This is a genomic window from Brevibacillus sp. M2.1A (assembly GCF_013284355.2).
Taxonomy (GTDB): domain Bacteria; phylum Bacillota; class Bacilli; order Brevibacillales; family Brevibacillaceae; genus Brevibacillus.
The window spans coordinates 4612159-4628585 of record NZ_JABSUY020000001.1 but is presented as its reverse complement, the minus strand read 5'-3'; the positions used below and the strand labels follow the sequence as shown (position 1 = coordinate 4628585).

Below are 16427 nucleotides of genomic sequence, written 5' to 3'. Positions count from 1 at the left end.
TGAGTATCACTATTGTTGGAGGGAACGAGATGGAGCCGTCAATGTATCCGATTGCACAAGCGATCCGAGACCGCAGAACCATAAAGAAATTCAAGCCAGACCTGATTCCACTGGAATTGATTCGTGAGTTGCTGGATGTAGCTGTCTGGGCGCCTAACCACGGACTACGTGAGCCTTGGCGATTCGTCCTTTATATGGAGGAAGGGAAGCGGGTAGTTGTCGATGCCATTCTTCAAAACGCCATGAAAAAAAGAGATCCGGAATTGCTTTTACGCGTCCCGGCCTATCTTTTGGTTATCGTAAATGAAGACTCTCGGCAAAGAGAACGGGAAGAGGATTATGCGGCAGCCTGCACGTTGATTCAAAACTTTCAGCTCGCGGCGTGGGAGCGGGGCTTGGGCGTCGTTTGGAAAACGGAACCGTTCACGTATCAAGCAGGATTTTTGCAAGCGGTAGGGGTACGTGCGGAGGAAAAACTCGTAGGAATGCTTCAGCTTGGCTTTCCGGAGGTCATCCCGGAAGCACGAGCGAGAACGGCTGCAAATGACAAGCTGACCGTGATTCATTCGAACGTTGCTCTGGAGGATAAGAAGGGAAATGTCACTGTCACAGCCGATCACTAAAAATGCTTCGTTTCGAACCAGGCCGTGGATGGCCACGGTGTTGATTGTTGCAGGGATTTGCGCCATTCTTTTCGGACTAGGTTCATCCATTATCACTGGAGTGGCGAATATCTCTTTTGCTACCGTTTGGAATTCGATTTTTCATTATGATTCTAGCAACGAGCACCATGTTATTATTCAAACACTGCGAATGCCGCGTGCCTTGGCAGGAGCGCTGGTGGGAGCCGCTTTTGCCGTAGCGGGAGCCATCATGCAAGGGGTTACGAAAAATCCGATTGCGGATACGGGCTTGATGGGCATTAATGCAGGGGCTGGATTCGTACTTGTACTCGTTTTTGCTTTTGCCCCAGGACTCCCTTTTGAGTCTATTATTCTCTTTTCTTTTATCGGAGCGGGTCTGGGGGTAGGGCTTGTTTATGGTCTGGCCTATTTTTCCAAAAACGGTTTGACCCCCTTGCGGCTCGCGTTGGCAGGGGCAGTCGTCAGCTCAATCATATCAGGGATTAGTCAGGCGATTTCTCTCCTCTTTCAGATCAACTACGATCTGGCATTCTGGTCAGCAGGGGGGATCTCTACGGCGGAGTGGTTTCAAGTATCCGTCATGATGCCGTGGATTGTCGGAGGAATCGTTGTGGCCATGATCCTATCTCGCTCCATTACTATTTTAAGTTTGGGAGAAGAGATCGCAGCGGGACTCGGACAAAAGACAAGGCTGGTGAAGGGGGTGTCGGCGGCTGTCGTCATGGTGCTGGCGGGTGCTTCTGTCTCGACAGTTGGCGGTGTTGGGTTTGTCGGTCTTGTTGTCCCACATATCGTCCGTTTTCTGGTCGGGGTTGATTACCGCTGGATTATTCCATGCTCGGCAGTCATGGGAGCTGTTTTGGTTGTTTTTGCAGACATCGGAGCCAAAATGATAGCGATGCCCTACGAGACACCGCTTGGCGCCATTATCGCTGTTATCGGGGTCCCCTTCTTCCTGTACCTGGCACGTAAGGAAAGGAGGGAGTGGTAGTGGACATCGATCAATTTTCCCAAAAAAGAAAAAGCCGTAGTGTCCGACTGATCCTTCTTTTCGCAGTGCTTTTGCTTGTCGGTTTTGTCCTGAGCTTGAACACGGGACCGTACAGTATTGGGCCCTTCGAGGTGTTGCAGACGTTGCTGGGGGAGGGTTCGAAAAAGCAGAGTCTCGTGTTGTTTGAGCTGAGGCTTCCTCGGATGGTGATTGCGGTCATGATTGGAGCGGGGCTTGCTATATCGGGAGCGATCCTGCAAGGAATCTCTCGCAATGGCCTGTCTGACCCTGGCATTCTTGGAATCAGTTCTGGTGCTGGACTGGCCGTATTGTTGTTCGTCTCTTTATATCCCGCAACGAATATGGCCCCGCCTTTTTTGATGCCGTTTCTCGCACTCATCGGTGCCACCGCCACAGCAGCCATAATCTATACGCTGGCATACAAGAAAGGGCACGGCATATCTCCTACCCGTCTCTTGCTTACAGGGATTGCAGTAGGGGCGGGACTTAGCGCCATCAGCATTATTTTGACACTTCAGTTGAATCCGCGAAACCTCGAGTTTGTCGTCACTTGGCAGATGGGATCGTTGTGGGGTTCCAATTGGAAGTTCGTGCTGGCGCTTATGCCGTGGATGGTGATCCTGCTGCCGTACGTGTATCGGAAGGCTAATGTACTAAACCTGCTCAGTATGAATGAACAAATTGCAGCAAGTCTGGGCGTATCTCTTCAACGGGAGCGACTGGCCTTGATGGCGGGGGCGGTTGGATTGGCTGCGTCGAGTGTAGCGACAGGTGGAGGCATAGGCTTTATCGGTTTGCTTGGCCCGCATATCGCGCGCAGATTGGTCGGACCACAGCATCAATACATGCTGCCCATTACCGCGCTCGTCGGTTCCTTGCTCGTGTTGACCGGAGATACGATAGGGCGAAGCATTATGCCGGCTACAGAAGTACCGGCGGGTATTGTCATTTCCCTCATTGGGGGGCCTTATTTTCTGTATTTGTTGATCCGAACAAAAGGGTAAATCATGTTTGAAATCAGGAGATGAATAAAAGGAGTTCAAATGATATGAAAAAGAAATTATCAGGCATTTTGTCCGTAATCTTAGCCACAGCCGTCGTGGCGGGGTGCGGAGCAGGACAGGCGACTACAGACACAAACACTGCCAATAAAGCGCAAGCGGTTGAGGCAGTAGCATCACAACCCGATACAAAAGGGGCTGGGGAGCCTGTATATCCTCGAACCATCAAGCATACGATGGGGGAAGTCACATTGGAGAAAAAGCCGGAGCGTGTCGCTTCTGTCGATATCATGGGAACAGATTACTTCCTCGTGCTAGATTTTGCTCCGATTGTATCGGAAGGCTTTGAGTCGACGAAAAGCAAGTCACCCATTTTTGCGAAGTATGCGGAAGGTAAAACGGTAAAGGATCTGGGTGGAAAAACGAATTTGGAGACTTTGCTGGAGATGGACCCAGAGGTTATTGTCATGACTAGCACCGGAAAAGGCTCCAGATTTGAGGAATTCAACAAAATGGCTAATTCCATTGTCATTGATTTCTCAGTGGATGTCCCCACTCGCCTCATGAAAATCGCTGAAGTAATTGGTAAAGAAGAAAAGGCGAAGCAAGTTTTGTCCGATTTTAATAAGCTGAAAAGCGAAGCAAAAGCAGCAGCAGACAAGCATAAAGGAGAAACGGCGCTATTCCTCGTTTCTAATGGTAAGGATTTTACGGTAATGCATCCCAAAAACTTCCCGATTTATTATAAGGAAGTGGGATTAACACCGATAACCGGATTGCCAGAGGACGGCAAGATTGGAGGGCGTATCGGAATCGAGGCGTTGAGTGAGCTTGCTCCCGATCATATCTTTATTGCGGAGAACCGCCGTTCAGCAAAAGCAGAGGAGCCAGAAGGGTTGATTCATATCTGGAAGGATCATCCTGTCTGGAAAAACCTCCAAGCAGTGAAAAACAACCAGGTCTACACGATGGATACACTCGCAGGCGATACGTTCTTCCTGGGAGAAATCGCTGGATTGGAAGCCATTAAGAACAATCTCGGAAAATAGAAATTTACTGCTGCTCATTCTGAGAATATTTCCATACAAGCGCTTTTTGTTCCAGAGCTTTTGCAAGTGAATCTTTCCCTTTTACATAACCGCCAGAATCATAGGGGAATCGTTTGGCCAGCTCTGCCTTCGCATCGCCGTAATGTTTGGCTTCATCAGGATGAGCACGCAAGTAGTCGCGAAAAGCCAGATGGCGGTCAATAGCTGGATGCACTGAAGCACTCTACAAGATTAGTAGAGTGCCTTTTTTCATTTCCGATTGCCTGATTCCGTATTGGCAGAGGAGATAGCTTGTGTTGCTTGTGCTGCCAATTGAATACGTGCTGGGTTTTTCACTTCCAAAGTCATAACGGACATGACAACCGTATGCATAGTGACGAAAAAATAGATTCAAAAAAAGATGTTTTTCAAAAGTGGTGATTCCACGGAAAAATCGTTTCTCCTTCTCATGTAAGAAAAAATAGAAAGTAATTAGAAACGATATGTATTACACTGCCATTCACGCTCTCTTTCGTATGTCATCGAGTCGACTGTTGTCCTCTCGATTGCTTTCATTATACGGAAAAAAGCGGAAAGTACGCAAAAGCGCGAATGGTTCATTTGCGTCGATTTAAAGCCAGTATGGTTCGTTTTTGCCAGTAGAAAACACGCGCTCTTTTTGTTAATCGCTGTGGCTCCCTGGCAATTATGAATGCTGTGAGAGGTCTCTTCTATTTTCTCATCAATTTCTAATCTCTCTCTTTTTTTTCCTTCATCTGTCCTTTTTATGATAAAGGAGATCAAACAAACCCAGTCGAAAAAAGGAGCGAGATCATATGAAAAAAGTAGTCATGACCATGGTAGGAGCACTGATTGTAGGGAGCCTTGGCGTAACAGCCTTTGCACATAGCAACCAATCCTACAGTGTACCGCAAAAGAACACTTCTGCCGTGTACCTGCAAATCGACGATGATGTGAAACACAACTGGGCGAAGCTCGTGCGCATCACGCCTGAAAAAGCACTGAAAAAAGTTCGGGATGTACAGCCTGGTACCATTATCGAATGGAAGCTGGACGAAGAGGACGGTTTCCTCGTATACAAAGCAGAGATCAGAAACAAGCAGCAAGAGATTGATGTGTACGTCGACGCGATGACTGGCGATGTGTGGCAAACAGTTGACCACGATGACGACAATGATCATGACGACGACAACGACGATCAGTGGGAAAAACAACCAGTGAAAATCAGTGTAGAACAAGCGAAAAAAATCGCGCTGGCTAAAGTGAACGGCACCATCAAATCCATGAAGCTGGATGATGATGATAACCACTATGTGTATGAAGTGGAAGTGAAAACGGCTAAAGGACAGGAAGTCGATTTGGAGATTTCCGCTACAACAGGCGCTGTATTGGATGTAGACTGGGACGATTAATCTAGGCAGCTATCCTTCTCAACCGACCCTCAATAAACAGAGGGCCGGTTTTTTTGTGCAAGTGCCTCTAAAAATTCCATTGCTTCTTGAGCCGTAGGTATCTTTCGGACATTCTCTTCGGCAAACTTCTGAGCTTGTGGATAGTTCGTGGAAGCGATTTGTTTTGCAGCAGCCTCTACGTCATAGGGTGTAAAGCGATGCTCGTAGCTGTCACCATCAAGAAGTAACCAATATGCCCCTGGTTTGTTGGCAAACGGCATGCCCACACTTCCTGCATTGAGGATAAGCAGATCGCCAAGGCGATGTTCAAATTGGACATGCGTATGACCGCAGATGACGATTCGTTGCAGCGTCCGCTCAAAGTAAGTGGCCACAACTGTATCAGGAGTGAGTGGGGTGAAAATATCTTCATCATTGGTGGGAATGGCATGGCAGAAAAGTACGTCCTCATAATTCTCGCGTGTTAACGTGTAGGTAAGAGGGAGCTGCGACAGAAAGTCACGATGAGAGCGGCTCAATTGCTCCGCAACCCATGACGTGATTTCCCGCACAGAATCGGACATTTCCAAGGCCTGAGCCTCACCGTCAAAAGTGAGGAGTACTTCACGATCGCCATTACCACGAATGAATTGCACAGGTGTCTCCAATTGGAAGAGTATTTCAAGTGTTTGGACGGGCATTGGGCCTGAGATGGTGTCTCCCCCGATGACAATAAGATCAGGCTTCACAACTTCGAGTTCTGCCAATGTTGCATGTAGGGCAGGTACATTCCCGTGAATGTCATATAAAGCTGCCACTCTCATTTTATTTCGCCTCCCATTCATTACGGATTGTTCTTCAAAACCTTATTTCCAACGACCGAGTTTGAACCTATAATGTATCTTGGGCATATCCGCTAAGCTGTGGTATAATTTGGAAGCCAAATTACGATTAAGGAGTATGGATGATGGAAAAAAAACTAATCTTCGGTCATAAAAATCCAGACACAGATTCCATTTGTTCAGCACTTGTGTATGCTGACTTGAAAACAAAACTGGGCGCAAATGTAGAGCCTGTACGCCTGGGTGTAATCAGCAGCGAAACGGCATTTGTGTTGAATTACTTCCAAGTAAAAGAACCGCGTCTCGTAGAGACAGTGGCGAATGAAGTTAATGAAGTGATCCTTGTAGACCACAACGAGCGCCAACAAAGCGCGAATGACATTGAGCAAGTGCAAGTGGTAGAAGTCATTGACCATCACCGTATTGCGAACTTTGAGACGAGCAATCCTCTCTACTTCCGTGCCGAGCCGGTTGGATGCACGACTACCATTTTGAAGAAAATGTACAAAGAAAACGGCGTAGACATTCCAAAAGAGATGGCGGGCTTGATGCTTTCTGCTATCATTTCGGATACGTTGCTGTTGAAATCCCCAACGTGCACGGAGCAAGATGTAGCGGCTGCTCATGAGCTGGCTGAAATCGCGGGTGTCAATCTGGAAGCATACGGCCTGGAAATGCTCAAAGCGGGGGCAGACCTGAGCGACAAAACAATCGCACAATTGCTCACATTGGATGCAAAAGAGTTCCAAATGGGCAATGCGAAAGTAGAAATCGCACAAGTTAATGCAGTGGATGTCAATGATGTACTTGCACGCCAAAGCGAACTGGAAGCAGCTATGAACGCAAACATCGCTGAAAAAGGTTTGGACCTGTTTGTATTTGTCGTAACGGATATCTTGAATAACGATTCTGTTGCAATTGCACTCGGCAGTGCAACACAAGCAGTAGAAAAAGCATACCAAGTAACATTGGTGGACAACAAAGCTGTTCTGAAGGGCGTTGTCTCCCGCAAGAAGCAAATCGTACCGGTATTGACTGATACATTCCAAGCTCTGTAAAAAAGAAAGATGGCTGCCATGCACACGATGCGGGCAGCCATTTTTTATCTTTACATGCCTTGGGTAGGGTTGTTATGCATCTGGAACAAGGTTTGCTGGGCATAAGCATCATCAGTGTAATGGGTGATGGCATGTTTATCTCTCGCTTTAAGACTGAGCAGCCCTGTTAATCCCCATCCGGCACCGACTATAGCTACAATGAAGCCGATGATATAGAGCATCGAAGTCCCCCCTTGTATGGCTTTACCTATATTTTAGCAAATAATGAAAATGAAGTAACGCCAATTTTTTGTGAAAATGTATTTGACATTGACGGTCCGTAAATGTGTACGATCAATTTGTCAGGAGGAATGAACATGGAATATACGGTGCAAAAGCTAGGACTCCTGGCGGGTGTCAGCACCCGGACGCTCCGATACTATGATGAAATTGACCTTCTCAAGCCGGCGAGAATCAATTCGTCAGGGTATCGCATTTACGGACAGCAAGAGGTTGATCGATTGCAGCAAATCCTTTTTTACCGCGAGCTGGGGGTGAGCTTGGAGGAAATCAAGGAGATCCTGGATTCACCAACCTTTGATGCTGACCGGGCACTGCTGGAGCACCGCGAGAAGCTCCTGGAAAGGCGAGCGCAATTGGATGCGTTAATCGCCAATGTCGATTTGACATTAGCACAAAGAGAGGGGACCAAAACGATGAGTGACAAACAAAAATTTGAAGGCTTCAAGCAAAAGTTGATTGACGACAACGAGGCGCAATACGGAGAAGAAATTCGTGCAAAATATGGAAGTGACCGAATCGAAAAATCGAATCAGAAGGTCAAAGGCATGACAGAAGAACAATATGCCGCGCTGGAGAAATTGAACGCAGAGCTGCACGAGACGTTGGCGCAGGCTTTTTCGACAGGTGATCCTGCTCATGAATTAGCGCAAAAAGCAGCAGATCTTCACCGTCAATGGCTGAGTTTTTATTGGGACAGCTACAGTAAGGAAGCCCACGCAGGTGTGGCCCAGATGTATGTTGATGACCCGCGCTTCACGGCTTACTATGACAAGGAGCAGCCAGGTGTAGCCGAGTTTCTCCGCGATGCAGTGGCCATTTATACCAGCAAGTGAGGTGTCAAAAAAAGAAGCTGCGAGCAGGGCAGCTTCTTTTTGTTTTACGCTTTGTTATCCCCACCTGCTGCGGGGAAAAGCTTTTGTCCCAAGGGTGTTGGCAAGCCATCCATGCTTACTACGTTGTATTCCTTTTGATAATCAAGCAGCTCCTGCTCGTCTTTAGCCAAAGTCCATTTCTGAAGGGTTTCGCGTTCTTTTGAATAGGAATAGAAGGGGATAGCCCAGCCGCAAGAAGTCTTTACTTCCTGTATGTTTACGGTAATGATTTGACGAGCACCAGGCAGAAGCGGGAAGTCATTTACGAGCTCATCCCAGCGAGGTGTATCTGGGAGAATAACCGTTCCTTTGCCGAATAGGCGCATGATGAGAGGTGGGCCTTCAAATGCACAGAACATGATCGTAATCCTGCCATTTTCCTGTAGATGTGCACTGGTCTCGTTTCCACTTCCAGTCAGGTCCAAATAGGCGACCTCATTTGGGGATATTATGCGAAAAGAATCGTACCCTTTCGGTGAAAGATTCACGTGACCATCTGTGTCCATTGGAGCAGAGGCAACAAAGAACACCCGTTGCTTCTTGATAAACTTCTCATGCTCAGGTCGTAACTCGGAAAAAAGCTGACCCATTTTTGCACCCCTCCAAGTAATGGAATTTTTTTACTGCCCTTATATTACGATAAAAATATGAAGATTTTGTGTTGTTTTTCACCAGCGCCTCCCAAATAGGTGATAAAGTGTAAATATTCTCGCAACAAAATGATTTTTGAAAAGGAGGAGCATTTACATGCAATCATCACAGCCTATTTACTTAGGGGAGCGCATTCATTTGATAGACGGTTTCGATATGGGCTGGCCAGAGCGTACGGGGACTTATGTCATCGCTGAAGAAGAACTGACTTTGGTCGAAACAGGACCAAGCCCCTCAGTCCCATACATCAAGGCCGGTCTCGCCAAGCTCGGTTATACGCCGGAACAAGTAAAATACATCATTGTGACACATATTCATTTGGATCATGCAGGAGGAGTAGGACTGTTTTTGAAGGATTGTCCAAACGCAAAGGTCGTCGTCCACCCGAAAGGTGCACGTCATCTCGTAGATCCGAGCCGACTGATCGCAGGGGCGAGAGCGGTTTATCACGATGATTTTGATCGATTGTTCGATCCGATCGTGGCAGTTCCCGAGGAGAGGCTTTTGATTCGCGGCGACGGGGATACACTGAAGATCGGAGAAAATTGCGTGTTAGAGTTTCTGGATTCGCCGGGACATGCCAATCATCATTTCAGCATCTACGATCCCGTAAGCCGCGGCATGTTCACAGGGGATACGGCAGGTGTACTTTATCCACAGCTTCAAAAGGATGGCATACACCTCGTGCTGCCATCTACTTCGCCGAATCAGTTTGACCCAGATGCCATGTTAGCGTCTCTAAGCCGTTTTGAAGCGCGCAAGCTAAATCGCATTTACTTTGGTCATTTTGGGATGTCTGAGCAGGTAGATGATGTGTACCGTCAAATACGTGAGTGGCTCCCCGTGTTTGTGGAGGAAGGAGAGTCAGCGATTGCTGCTGGACAAACCTATGAAGAACTGTCTCGTACGCTGTTGGAACGAATCTCGGATCATCTACAGTCACAAGGCATCAGTGGTGACCACGACGTTTTCGAAGTACTCAAGCTCGATTTGCAAGTATGCTCCATGGGCATTCTGGATTATTTGCACAAACGAGAATAATAGCCTGTGAAAAGCTTTACATTTGCCTGAACCTTTTGTTCAGGCGTTTTTCATTTTTAGTTAGGCAAGAAAGTATTGGCTTACGTGTTTGTCATTCTTTTTTCATCCAAGGAATGCTATGATGTAGGATGAATCATGGACTGTGACAATTTCAAACGTAACAGCAAATAGGTGCCTCGTCTTTTAAAAAAAGATCGGGTGAAAAGGGAAGTCGGTGAAAATCCGACGCGGTCCCGCCACTGTAAATCGGCTCGTTCCTCAGCCGTAAGCCAGGAGACCTGCCTGTTTGTTTTCGTGCCTGTTGCCTTCGCGGAAAGGATCGGCCTATTTCAGGAAGCAGACCATCCTGTCTGTTTGCCCTGAGGTGCCGACCCTTTGATTTCCGAATGGAAGCAAGGGTCGCTTTTTTTATTGGAAGGTACAGTCAATCAGACATGACGAAAGGAAGTTCTACATATGAAACGTTCATTGCGATTCATGATCCCACTACTGGTAGCGGCGAGCCTCGCGGGTTGTGCGGGTAATGATAACAGCCAGCCAGCACCAGGTGGACAAACAGGTGCACCGCAGACAACACCGCAAGAGAGCGCGGCCGAGCAGCCTGCAAAACAAACAACGTATCCATTGACAGTCACGGATGCGACTGGAAAAGAAGTAACCTTTGCAAAAGCTCCTGAGCGAATCGTCTCAACATCACCTGCCGAGACAGAGATATTGTTCGCATTAGGCTTGGAAGATCGGATCGTAGCTGTCTCAGACTATGACGATTATCCAGAAGCGGCGAAGGCAAAGCCGAAAATTGGCGGCGTCGTCAAACCGAATGAAGAAGCCATTCTCGCTCAAACGCCGGATATGGTCGTTGGTGGGATTTCGATGGAGAAGCCAGTGGCTGACAAGCTAAAATCTCTCGGAATGCCCGTCTACATTACTCATCCGACAAAGATGGATGACATCCTTAACAATGTTTTAACAATGGGAGTTATCACGAATACACAGGAACAAGCCGAAAAAGTCGTCGCGCAAATGAAGAAAGACATCGCGTACGTTCAAGATGCAGTGAAAAATGTAAAACCGGAACAGAAGAAAAAGGTATACCTGGAATTCTCTCCAGGCTGGACAGTCGGAAAAGGCGAATTCATGGACGAACTCATCACACTGGCTGGAGCGACAAATATTGCTTCTGACACCCAGGGCTGGAATCCGATCAGTGAAGAAAAGATTTTGCAAAACGACCCAGACGTCATTTTGTATGCGAGCGGAATTACCGATGAAAAGACCGGCGTCAAGCTGGAGGATATGATCGCGAATCGCAATGGTTGGGATAAAATGAAGGCGATTCGTGAAAAACAAATCTTTGGCATGGACCAAAATATTTTGTCCCGTCCTGGTCCGCGCATTACACAAGGCTTGATCGAAGTAGCCAAGGCGATTTACCCTGACTTGGTGAAATAAAATGAAGAAACGATTGTTCATATGGGGAGGAGTCAGTTGTCTCGTCCTTCTGGCATCAATAGTCATCAGCATCTCGATGGGGGCGGCACAACTCCCGATCTCACAAGTATGGCTCATCCTGCTCCAGCAGATCCCGGGCTTCTCTGACTGGATTGCCGTAACGTGGCCAGAGTCATCTGAGCAAATTGTCATGAAGGTTCGTTTTCCACGCGTTGTATTGGCTGTCTTGATTGGGGCTTGCTTGTCGCTTGCGGGAGCGGGCTTTCAGGGAGTTTTGCGCAATCCGCTCGCCGATCCGTTTACGATGGGCGTGGCATCAGGTTCTGCTGTCGGAGCAGCCTTTTTGATCCTGTTTGGCTTGCAAATCAGCTTTTTGGGTGCATGGAGCACGCCTGTCGTCGCATTTCTTACAGGACTGCTCAGTCTATGGATCGTACTCGGACTCGCGAACACGCAAGGAAAGCTCCAAACAGAGACCCTGATTTTGTCTGGAGTTGTGGTGCAGGCTTTTCTCGGCTCGCTCGTTTCCTTTATGGTTTCGCTATCCGATCAGACGGTGAATGAGATCGTGTTCTGGCTGATGGGCAGCCTGTCATTTCGGGGCTGGGCCTTTACGTACGTCTTGATTCCGTACTTGGTCATAGGTGGAATGGTGCTGGTGAGCTATGCGCGTTCCTTGAACCTTTTTGCATTGGGCGAGCGGCAGGCTGCGCATCTTGGCGTCCATGTGGATCGAACAAAGATGGTGGTTCTGGTCGTCTCGACTCTTTTGACGGCAGCGGCGGTTTCTATCGCGGGAATTATCGGGTTCGTTGGCCTGGTGGTACCGCACCTCGTCCGTATGCTGGTTGGTCCTGACCACCGTATTTTGCTGCCGATGGCTGCGATCTGCGGTGGCATCTATGTGCTGTGGGCCGACACTCTCGCCAGAATGCTGCTAAGTCCCACAGAAATCCCGCTCGGTGTCGTGACAGCATTTCTGGGAGCACCGTTTTTCGCTTATTTATTGAAGCAAAATAAACGCTTTAGGAAGAGGTAACGTAAGCTTATGATCAATGTGCGCAGCTTGCAGAAATCGTATCAGGATACGCCAGTTTTGCACGGAATCGATTTTTGCGTGGACAAGGGAGAATTTTTTGGCATCATCGGGCCCAATGGAAGCGGTAAATCCACCTTGCTGAAAATGATTTCAGGAGTCATCAAGGCGGATGCCGGAGACATTTTGCTTCAGGAGAAAAAGCTTCTTTCCTATCCACGCAAAGAGCTTGCCAAAATACTGGCTGTTTTGGAGCAAGAGGGTCTGCCGCCAGTCGGCTTTCGTGTCCGAGAGGTGTTGGAGATGGGACGCTTTCCTTACCAAAATTGGCTGGGCGAAGAAAAGCAGGATGTCGCATCGCTCATTGATGAAATCGTCCAGATGCTCGGTCTTGAACATTTGGAAGAGCGCACACTGGATCAGTTGAGCGGTGGGGAAAAGCAGCGCGTGGCTTTGGGGAAGGCATTGATCCAGCGACCACAGGTGCTATTGCTGGATGAACCCACGACTTACCTCGATATCGGGTATCAGATTCAACTGATGGACATTGTGCGAAAATGGCAAAAGACGACGCGGGTGACGGTCATTGCTGTGCTGCACGATTTGAATCTGGCCTCCTTATACTGCGATCGTATCCTAATGCTGCATAAAGGAAAGCAGATAAGCGTTGGCACACCAAAAGACATCTTGCAAAGTGACAGAATAGAGGCTGTATACGGAACCAGACCGATTGTCATGGAGCATCCTGTTCATCATTTGCCGCAAATTATTTTGCAATCGCAAGTGTAAGGAGACAGAAGCATGATTGTACTGATTACAGGTGGAGCACGCAGCGGAAAAAGCACGTTTGCCGAAAAATACGCAGCTCATTTGGGCTCCTCGGGTGTTTACATCGCGACTGCACAAATCACTGATGAGGAAATGGAAGAGCGGATCTTGTACCATCGCGACCGCCGTTTGCAATCCAACTTTCCTTGGCAAACGATTGAGGAGCCGTACGCATTGACAGAATGGCTTGCAAAGTTGGGAGCACAAAAGGACATACAAGAACAGCAGACGGTGATTTTGGTTGATTGCTTGATCCTTTGGCTGTCCAATTGGCTGTTGTATAAAGGAGAGGAACAGCCATTTGAGAAAGTGCTCCAGCAGGTTGATGTGCTGGTAAACCAGTTAAAAGACTACCCCGGTACCGTTTTGCTGGTGACAAATGAAGTAGGCGACGGGCTCGTCCCGCAACATCCGTTGGGCCGTATGTTTCGTGACTTGGCAGGGTTGATGAATCAACGTGTGGCAACTGTTGCCGATCAAGTTTTTCTTGTCACAGCAGGGATTCCGGTGGAACTAAAAGGACAAGCTTTCCAATTTTAGCTCGGTGAAAAGACGGTTTCGAGTCGTCTTTTCACCTTTTTTGTGATATAATACAAGAAAAGCCATGGAAGGGATCAGGATACCATGCGTCCCCATAGGACGATCTGGAAACGTTTTGACCTCTCCTACATCTAGCTTCGTAGTAGTCGCTCGTCACTGAAGACGACCAATCTACTACGAAAGCGGGGCCCTTTGTATGAGTAGCGACTTATACTTGCGATGTTCCTCGGTAGTCGGTTGGTCGTCTGTGCCTAAACCGACAAAAATGCGAGGAAACCATGATGAGGAGAGCGCTGCAGTTATCTAAGCGTTACAGTATGATTTTGTTTGGAGCTTGTTTACTTGCTTTTGCGTATTATCACATTAACTTTCAGAACCATTTGTCTGAAGGTGGGTTTGTTGGCTTGGGGTTACTGGCGAAATACGCCTTTGACTTGTCGCCAGCGATGGTGATGCTTTTACTGGATATTCCACTGTTTTTGGTTGCCTGGTTAGTTAGAGGCCGCCAGTTCATTTGGGACACCATTTTTGCATCACTTGCTTTTACCATGTTTTACGATTTGTTTGAACGATTTTCACCGATTGTCATGGATATGAGCAGAATGATGCCGCTGGCGTCTGTCTTGTCCGGTGTATTGACCGGGCTGGGTACCGGATTGGTTCTGCGCTATGGAGCTGCGACAGGTGGAGACGATATTTTCTCCCTGTTGATCAGTAAGTACACGGGATTGTCCATTGGTACGGTCTTTCTTTTACTGGACGTTATTGTGCTTTGCATGTCGTTCTGGTTCGTACCGATGAAAGAGATGATGTATACCATTTTGGCCGTTGTCATTTCCAGCCAAGTCATCACCTGGACCGTCAATCATGGTGCAGGAATGGAGGTCATGGAAGAGGAGCACGGGCATGGAAGCGTCTCGATGACCCACCGGTAATGAGTAGATATTCAGTTGAAAAACATGCCTATACAAAAGCAAGCAAAAGGCCAAGTCGGTTTTCATGTCGACTTGGCCTTTTGAACGTTAATGACCGTTTTTGTACATAATATCCTGCTTTCCTAGTGGATACTAACCAACACAGATACTCTCGAAGGAAAGGACCTGCCATGAGCGATCCGTTTTTTAGCAACTACAAAGCATTCGTCGTCATACCAGCGGATGAGAAGCAAATGGGACCGGAGCCTTTTAACCCGAAGGATTACGCCAGCCATTTCATCCTGACCTTTTCATTGTACGATGCGGTTATTTCCTCTTGGAGGGAAGCGACAAAGTATAAAGTGCAAGCAAAAAAGGGTCTGTTAAATGTGATCGATGGTTTCAATGCCAAACGCCGTGGTACAGCCCGTCTGCATTTGCTGGAAATGGAAGAAGACCAGGCGTATTTCGTCCTGGCCTTGTCGTTGAAAATTCAAAAAGACAATGAGAAAGCGGTCATGGAGACGATCACCAATCTGCTGGACAAGGATTTTGCAACCGACTTGTTGATCGGAGAGACCTGGTATCAGATCATTGGCCCCAAAGGGAAATTCGAGCGGAAGCTGTTCTCCTACAGCGTCCAGCCTTACGATTATCGACCGAAGTAATCCGCTAGAGCTTCCGTAATCGCCTGCGCAGCTTTGTCTTGATAGGACGACGTACGGACGATTCCTTCATCCTTTGGATTCGATAAGAACCCAAGCTCAATTAAGACGGATGGATCATCGTTTTCGCGCAGAACGTGATAGTTGCCGAATGAAATGCCATTGCTTCTTAAACCGATGCCACCTGCCAAGCGAGACTCAATCGCTCGAGCTAATGGCTCATCTTTGCCTTGCGAATAATAAAACGTGAGGGTACCGCTATTTGGCTTCACAGAAGAGTTGTAGTGAATGCTAATGAAGGCATCCGCTCCCTTTGATTCACTAAAAGCGACACGCTGCGCTAGCGAAGGCTTTTCTGTGTCACTTGTCCTCGTCATGAAGACTTGCGCTCCCCGTTGTCGCAGTTTACTGGCGAGCAGCATGGACGTTTTGTAATTCAACGTTTTTTCCATGCTATTCCACTTCGTTCCCTGTGTCCCGACATCGGAACCACCATGTCCCGGGTCGATGACGATGATTTTTCCTTTTAAGCCTGGCGATTTGGTGCTTTTGGACACCGGGGCGTTGGCTTTGGCATCGCCAATATATGTCGCAGACACCCAGCCTGTCTGTCCATTGGAAGTTCTCGCCTGGATCCAGTCTCCTTGCTTTTTCAAAATATCTACACGGGTTCCTCTGGGCAACGAAAGGACAATCTCATGGCTCGTGCTTGGCCCTTTGCGCATTCGAAGCGAATCGGCCAAAACCGTGCCTTGCTGGCTTTTGGTAGTCGCCGTATTGGCTGGTGAAGAAGCTGACCTCGCACTCGTTACTGCTCCTTTTTGCAAGTAATACCCCGCTACCCAGCCTACCTTTTGATTATATTTAATTTTTGCCCAACCATATGCTTCATCCGTAATGGTCACGACGGCTCCTTGCGGCACGGTAGCGACAACGGAAGCATTGAGGGCTGGTTCACTGCGAACGTTCAGAGAGGTTGCGACCACCTTTGCCTGGATGACACTTGCTGCTTGCGCCGGCTCCGTAAGAAACGGCCACGACAGACTAAGCCATAGCCCACATATGAGAGACGCTTTTTTACATGTTGTTTTCATCATTTCTACCTCTGACTTGGATTAGCTACTATCTCACCTGAATTATCATAAGGGA

General features: G+C 47.9%; 19 protein-coding genes and 1 riboswitch. Of the genes, 14 read left to right on the top strand and 5 right to left on the bottom strand.

What is annotated here, in order from left to right; genetic code table 11:
* The first annotated feature begins 29 nt into the window (after positions 1-29).
* From HP567_RS22290 to HP567_RS22275, 4 genes are read left to right on the top strand one after another with little or no spacing between them, the layout of a single operon-like run.
* The gene (locus HP567_RS22290; protein WP_173608289.1) at positions 30-623 is read left to right on the top strand and encodes a nitroreductase family protein; all 594 of its coding nucleotides are present in this window, start codon (positions 30-32) and stop codon (positions 621-623) included.
* The gene (locus HP567_RS22285) at positions 598-1635 is read left to right on the top strand and encodes a FecCD family ABC transporter permease (protein WP_173608288.1); all 1038 of its coding nucleotides are present in this window, start codon (positions 598-600) and stop codon (positions 1633-1635) included. The genes HP567_RS22290 and HP567_RS22285 overlap by 26 nt, the downstream gene beginning before the upstream one ends.
* Positions 1635-2660, top strand: a complete 1026-nt coding sequence (locus HP567_RS22280) for a FecCD family ABC transporter permease (RefSeq protein WP_173608287.1) — start codon at positions 1635-1637, stop codon at positions 2658-2660. The genes HP567_RS22285 and HP567_RS22280 overlap by 1 nt, the downstream gene beginning before the upstream one ends.
* 44 nt (positions 2661-2704) lie before the next feature.
* Complete coding sequence (locus tag HP567_RS22275) at positions 2705-3706, top strand: ABC transporter substrate-binding protein (RefSeq protein WP_173608286.1); 1002 nt, start codon at positions 2705-2707, stop codon at positions 3704-3706.
* Between the two features lie 4 nt (positions 3707-3710).
* Here the strand turns inward: HP567_RS22275 and HP567_RS22270 are convergent, their stop codons facing one another.
* A complete protein-coding gene (locus HP567_RS22270; RefSeq protein ID WP_173608285.1) occupies positions 3711-3920 on the bottom strand; it encodes a GrpB family protein in 210 nt (69 codons plus the stop codon).
* Positions 3921-4521: 601 nt separating this feature from the next.
* Here HP567_RS22270 and HP567_RS22265 point away from each other — a divergent pair.
* On the top strand, positions 4522-5118 hold the full coding sequence (locus HP567_RS22265) for a PepSY domain-containing protein (RefSeq protein WP_173608284.1): 597 nt from the start codon (positions 4522-4524) through the stop codon (positions 5116-5118).
* 29 nt (positions 5119-5147) lie between these two features.
* Here the strand turns inward: HP567_RS22265 and HP567_RS22260 are convergent, their stop codons facing one another.
* On the bottom strand, positions 5148-5921 hold the full coding sequence (locus tag HP567_RS22260) for a metallophosphoesterase family protein (RefSeq protein ID WP_173608283.1): 774 nt from the start codon (positions 5919-5921) through the stop codon (positions 5148-5150).
* A 143-nt stretch (positions 5922-6064) separates the two neighbouring features.
* On the opposite strand from HP567_RS22260, the gene HP567_RS22255 reads away from it, so the two are divergent.
* Positions 6065-6997: a manganese-dependent inorganic pyrophosphatase gene (locus HP567_RS22255; RefSeq protein WP_173608389.1), complete on the top strand. Its 933-nt coding sequence runs from the start codon at positions 6065-6067 to the stop codon at positions 6995-6997.
* A gap of 50 nt (positions 6998-7047) precedes the next feature.
* Here HP567_RS22255 and HP567_RS22250 read toward each other — a convergent pair whose 3' ends face one another.
* Positions 7048-7218, bottom strand: a complete 171-nt coding sequence (locus HP567_RS22250) for a hypothetical protein (RefSeq protein ID WP_016738742.1) — start codon at positions 7216-7218, stop codon at positions 7048-7050.
* A gap of 135 nt (positions 7219-7353) precedes the next feature.
* On the opposite strand from HP567_RS22250, the gene HP567_RS22245 reads away from it, so the two are divergent.
* Entirely contained in the window at positions 7354-8112 is a 759-nt protein-coding gene (locus HP567_RS22245) for a MerR family transcriptional regulator (RefSeq protein ID WP_173608282.1), read from the top strand.
* A 44-nt stretch (positions 8113-8156) separates the two neighbouring features.
* Here the strand turns inward: HP567_RS22245 and HP567_RS22240 are convergent, their stop codons facing one another.
* Positions 8157-8741, bottom strand: coding sequence for a pyridoxamine 5'-phosphate oxidase family protein (locus HP567_RS22240; protein ID WP_173608281.1), 585 nt, complete (start codon positions 8739-8741; stop codon positions 8157-8159).
* A 157-nt stretch (positions 8742-8898) separates the two neighbouring features.
* Between HP567_RS22240 and HP567_RS22235 the strand changes: the two genes are divergently transcribed.
* The 7 genes from HP567_RS22235 to HP567_RS22205 all read left to right on the top strand — a co-directional run bounded on the left by HP567_RS22235 (position 8899) and on the right by HP567_RS22205 (position 15281).
* Positions 8899-9843 (top strand): MBL fold metallo-hydrolase, encoded by a 945-nt coding sequence (locus HP567_RS22235; protein WP_173608280.1) that lies wholly within the window; start codon positions 8899-8901, stop codon positions 9841-9843.
* Between the two features lie 152 nt (positions 9844-9995).
* Positions 9996-10143, top strand: a riboswitch (cobalamin riboswitch).
* A gap of 156 nt (positions 10144-10299) precedes the next feature.
* Positions 10300-11295, top strand: a complete 996-nt coding sequence (locus HP567_RS22230) for an ABC transporter substrate-binding protein (RefSeq protein ID WP_173608279.1) — start codon at positions 10300-10302, stop codon at positions 11293-11295.
* Position 11296: 1 nt separating this feature from the next.
* Positions 11297-12334, top strand: a complete 1038-nt coding sequence (locus HP567_RS22225) for a FecCD family ABC transporter permease (protein ID WP_173608278.1) — start codon at positions 11297-11299, stop codon at positions 12332-12334.
* Positions 12335-12343: 9 nt separating this feature from the next.
* A complete protein-coding gene (locus tag HP567_RS22220; protein WP_173608277.1) occupies positions 12344-13120 on the top strand; it encodes an ABC transporter ATP-binding protein in 777 nt (258 codons plus the stop codon).
* A 12-nt stretch (positions 13121-13132) separates the two neighbouring features.
* Positions 13133-13699, top strand: coding sequence for a bifunctional adenosylcobinamide kinase/adenosylcobinamide-phosphate guanylyltransferase (cobU, locus tag HP567_RS22215; protein WP_173608276.1), 567 nt, complete (start codon positions 13133-13135; stop codon positions 13697-13699).
* Positions 13700-13977: 278 nt separating this feature from the next.
* Complete coding sequence (locus tag HP567_RS22210) at positions 13978-14634, top strand: YitT family protein (RefSeq protein ID WP_173608275.1); 657 nt, start codon at positions 13978-13980, stop codon at positions 14632-14634.
* 170 nt (positions 14635-14804) lie between these two features.
* Complete coding sequence (locus tag HP567_RS22205) at positions 14805-15281, top strand: hypothetical protein (protein WP_173608274.1); 477 nt, start codon at positions 14805-14807, stop codon at positions 15279-15281.
* Here HP567_RS22205 and HP567_RS22200 read toward each other — a convergent pair.
* On the bottom strand, positions 15266-16372 hold the full coding sequence (locus tag HP567_RS22200) for an N-acetylmuramoyl-L-alanine amidase (protein WP_173608388.1): 1107 nt from the start codon (positions 16370-16372) through the stop codon (positions 15266-15268). The genes HP567_RS22205 and HP567_RS22200 overlap by 16 nt on opposite strands.
* Positions 16373-16427 lie beyond the last annotated feature (55 nt).

Bases quoted from the DNA above. Each gene is read 5' to 3' on its own strand.
- HP567_RS22290 (WP_173608289.1), top strand. From the start codon at position 30: ATGGAGCCGTCAATGTATCCGATTGCACAAGCGATCCGAGACCGCAGA.
- HP567_RS22285 (WP_173608288.1), top strand. From the start codon at position 598: ATGTCACTGTCACAGCCGATCACTAAAAATGCTTCGTTTCGAACCAGG.
- HP567_RS22275 (WP_173608286.1), top strand. From the start codon at position 2,705: ATGAAAAAGAAATTATCAGGCATTTTGTCCGTAATCTTAGCCACAGCC.
- HP567_RS22265 (WP_173608284.1), top strand. From the start codon at position 4,522: ATGAAAAAAGTAGTCATGACCATGGTAGGAGCACTGATTGTAGGGAGC.
- HP567_RS22260 (WP_173608283.1), bottom strand. From the start codon at position 5,921: ATGAGAGTGGCAGCTTTATATGACATTCACGGGAATGTACCTGCCCTA.
- HP567_RS22255 (WP_173608389.1), top strand. From the start codon at position 6,065: ATGGAAAAAAAACTAATCTTCGGTCATAAAAATCCAGACACAGATTCC.
- HP567_RS22250 (WP_016738742.1), bottom strand. From the start codon at position 7,218: ATGCTCTATATCATCGGCTTCATTGTAGCTATAGTCGGTGCCGGATGG.
- HP567_RS22245 (WP_173608282.1), top strand. From the start codon at position 7,354: ATGGAATATACGGTGCAAAAGCTAGGACTCCTGGCGGGTGTCAGCACC.
- HP567_RS22240 (WP_173608281.1), bottom strand. From the start codon at position 8,741: ATGGGTCAGCTTTTTTCCGAGTTACGACCTGAGCATGAGAAGTTTATC.
- HP567_RS22235 (WP_173608280.1), top strand. From the start codon at position 8,899: ATGCAATCATCACAGCCTATTTACTTAGGGGAGCGCATTCATTTGATA.
- HP567_RS22230 (WP_173608279.1), top strand. From the start codon at position 10,300: ATGAAACGTTCATTGCGATTCATGATCCCACTACTGGTAGCGGCGAGC.
- HP567_RS22225 (WP_173608278.1), top strand. From the start codon at position 11,297: ATGAAGAAACGATTGTTCATATGGGGAGGAGTCAGTTGTCTCGTCCTT.
- HP567_RS22220 (WP_173608277.1), top strand. From the start codon at position 12,344: ATGATCAATGTGCGCAGCTTGCAGAAATCGTATCAGGATACGCCAGTT.
- cobU (WP_173608276.1), top strand. From the start codon at position 13,133: ATGATTGTACTGATTACAGGTGGAGCACGCAGCGGAAAAAGCACGTTT.
- HP567_RS22210 (WP_173608275.1), top strand. From the start codon at position 13,978: ATGATGAGGAGAGCGCTGCAGTTATCTAAGCGTTACAGTATGATTTTG.
- HP567_RS22205 (WP_173608274.1), top strand. From the start codon at position 14,805: ATGAGCGATCCGTTTTTTAGCAACTACAAAGCATTCGTCGTCATACCA.
- HP567_RS22200 (WP_173608388.1), bottom strand. From the start codon at position 16,372: ATGAAAACAACATGTAAAAAAGCGTCTCTCATATGTGGGCTATGGCTT.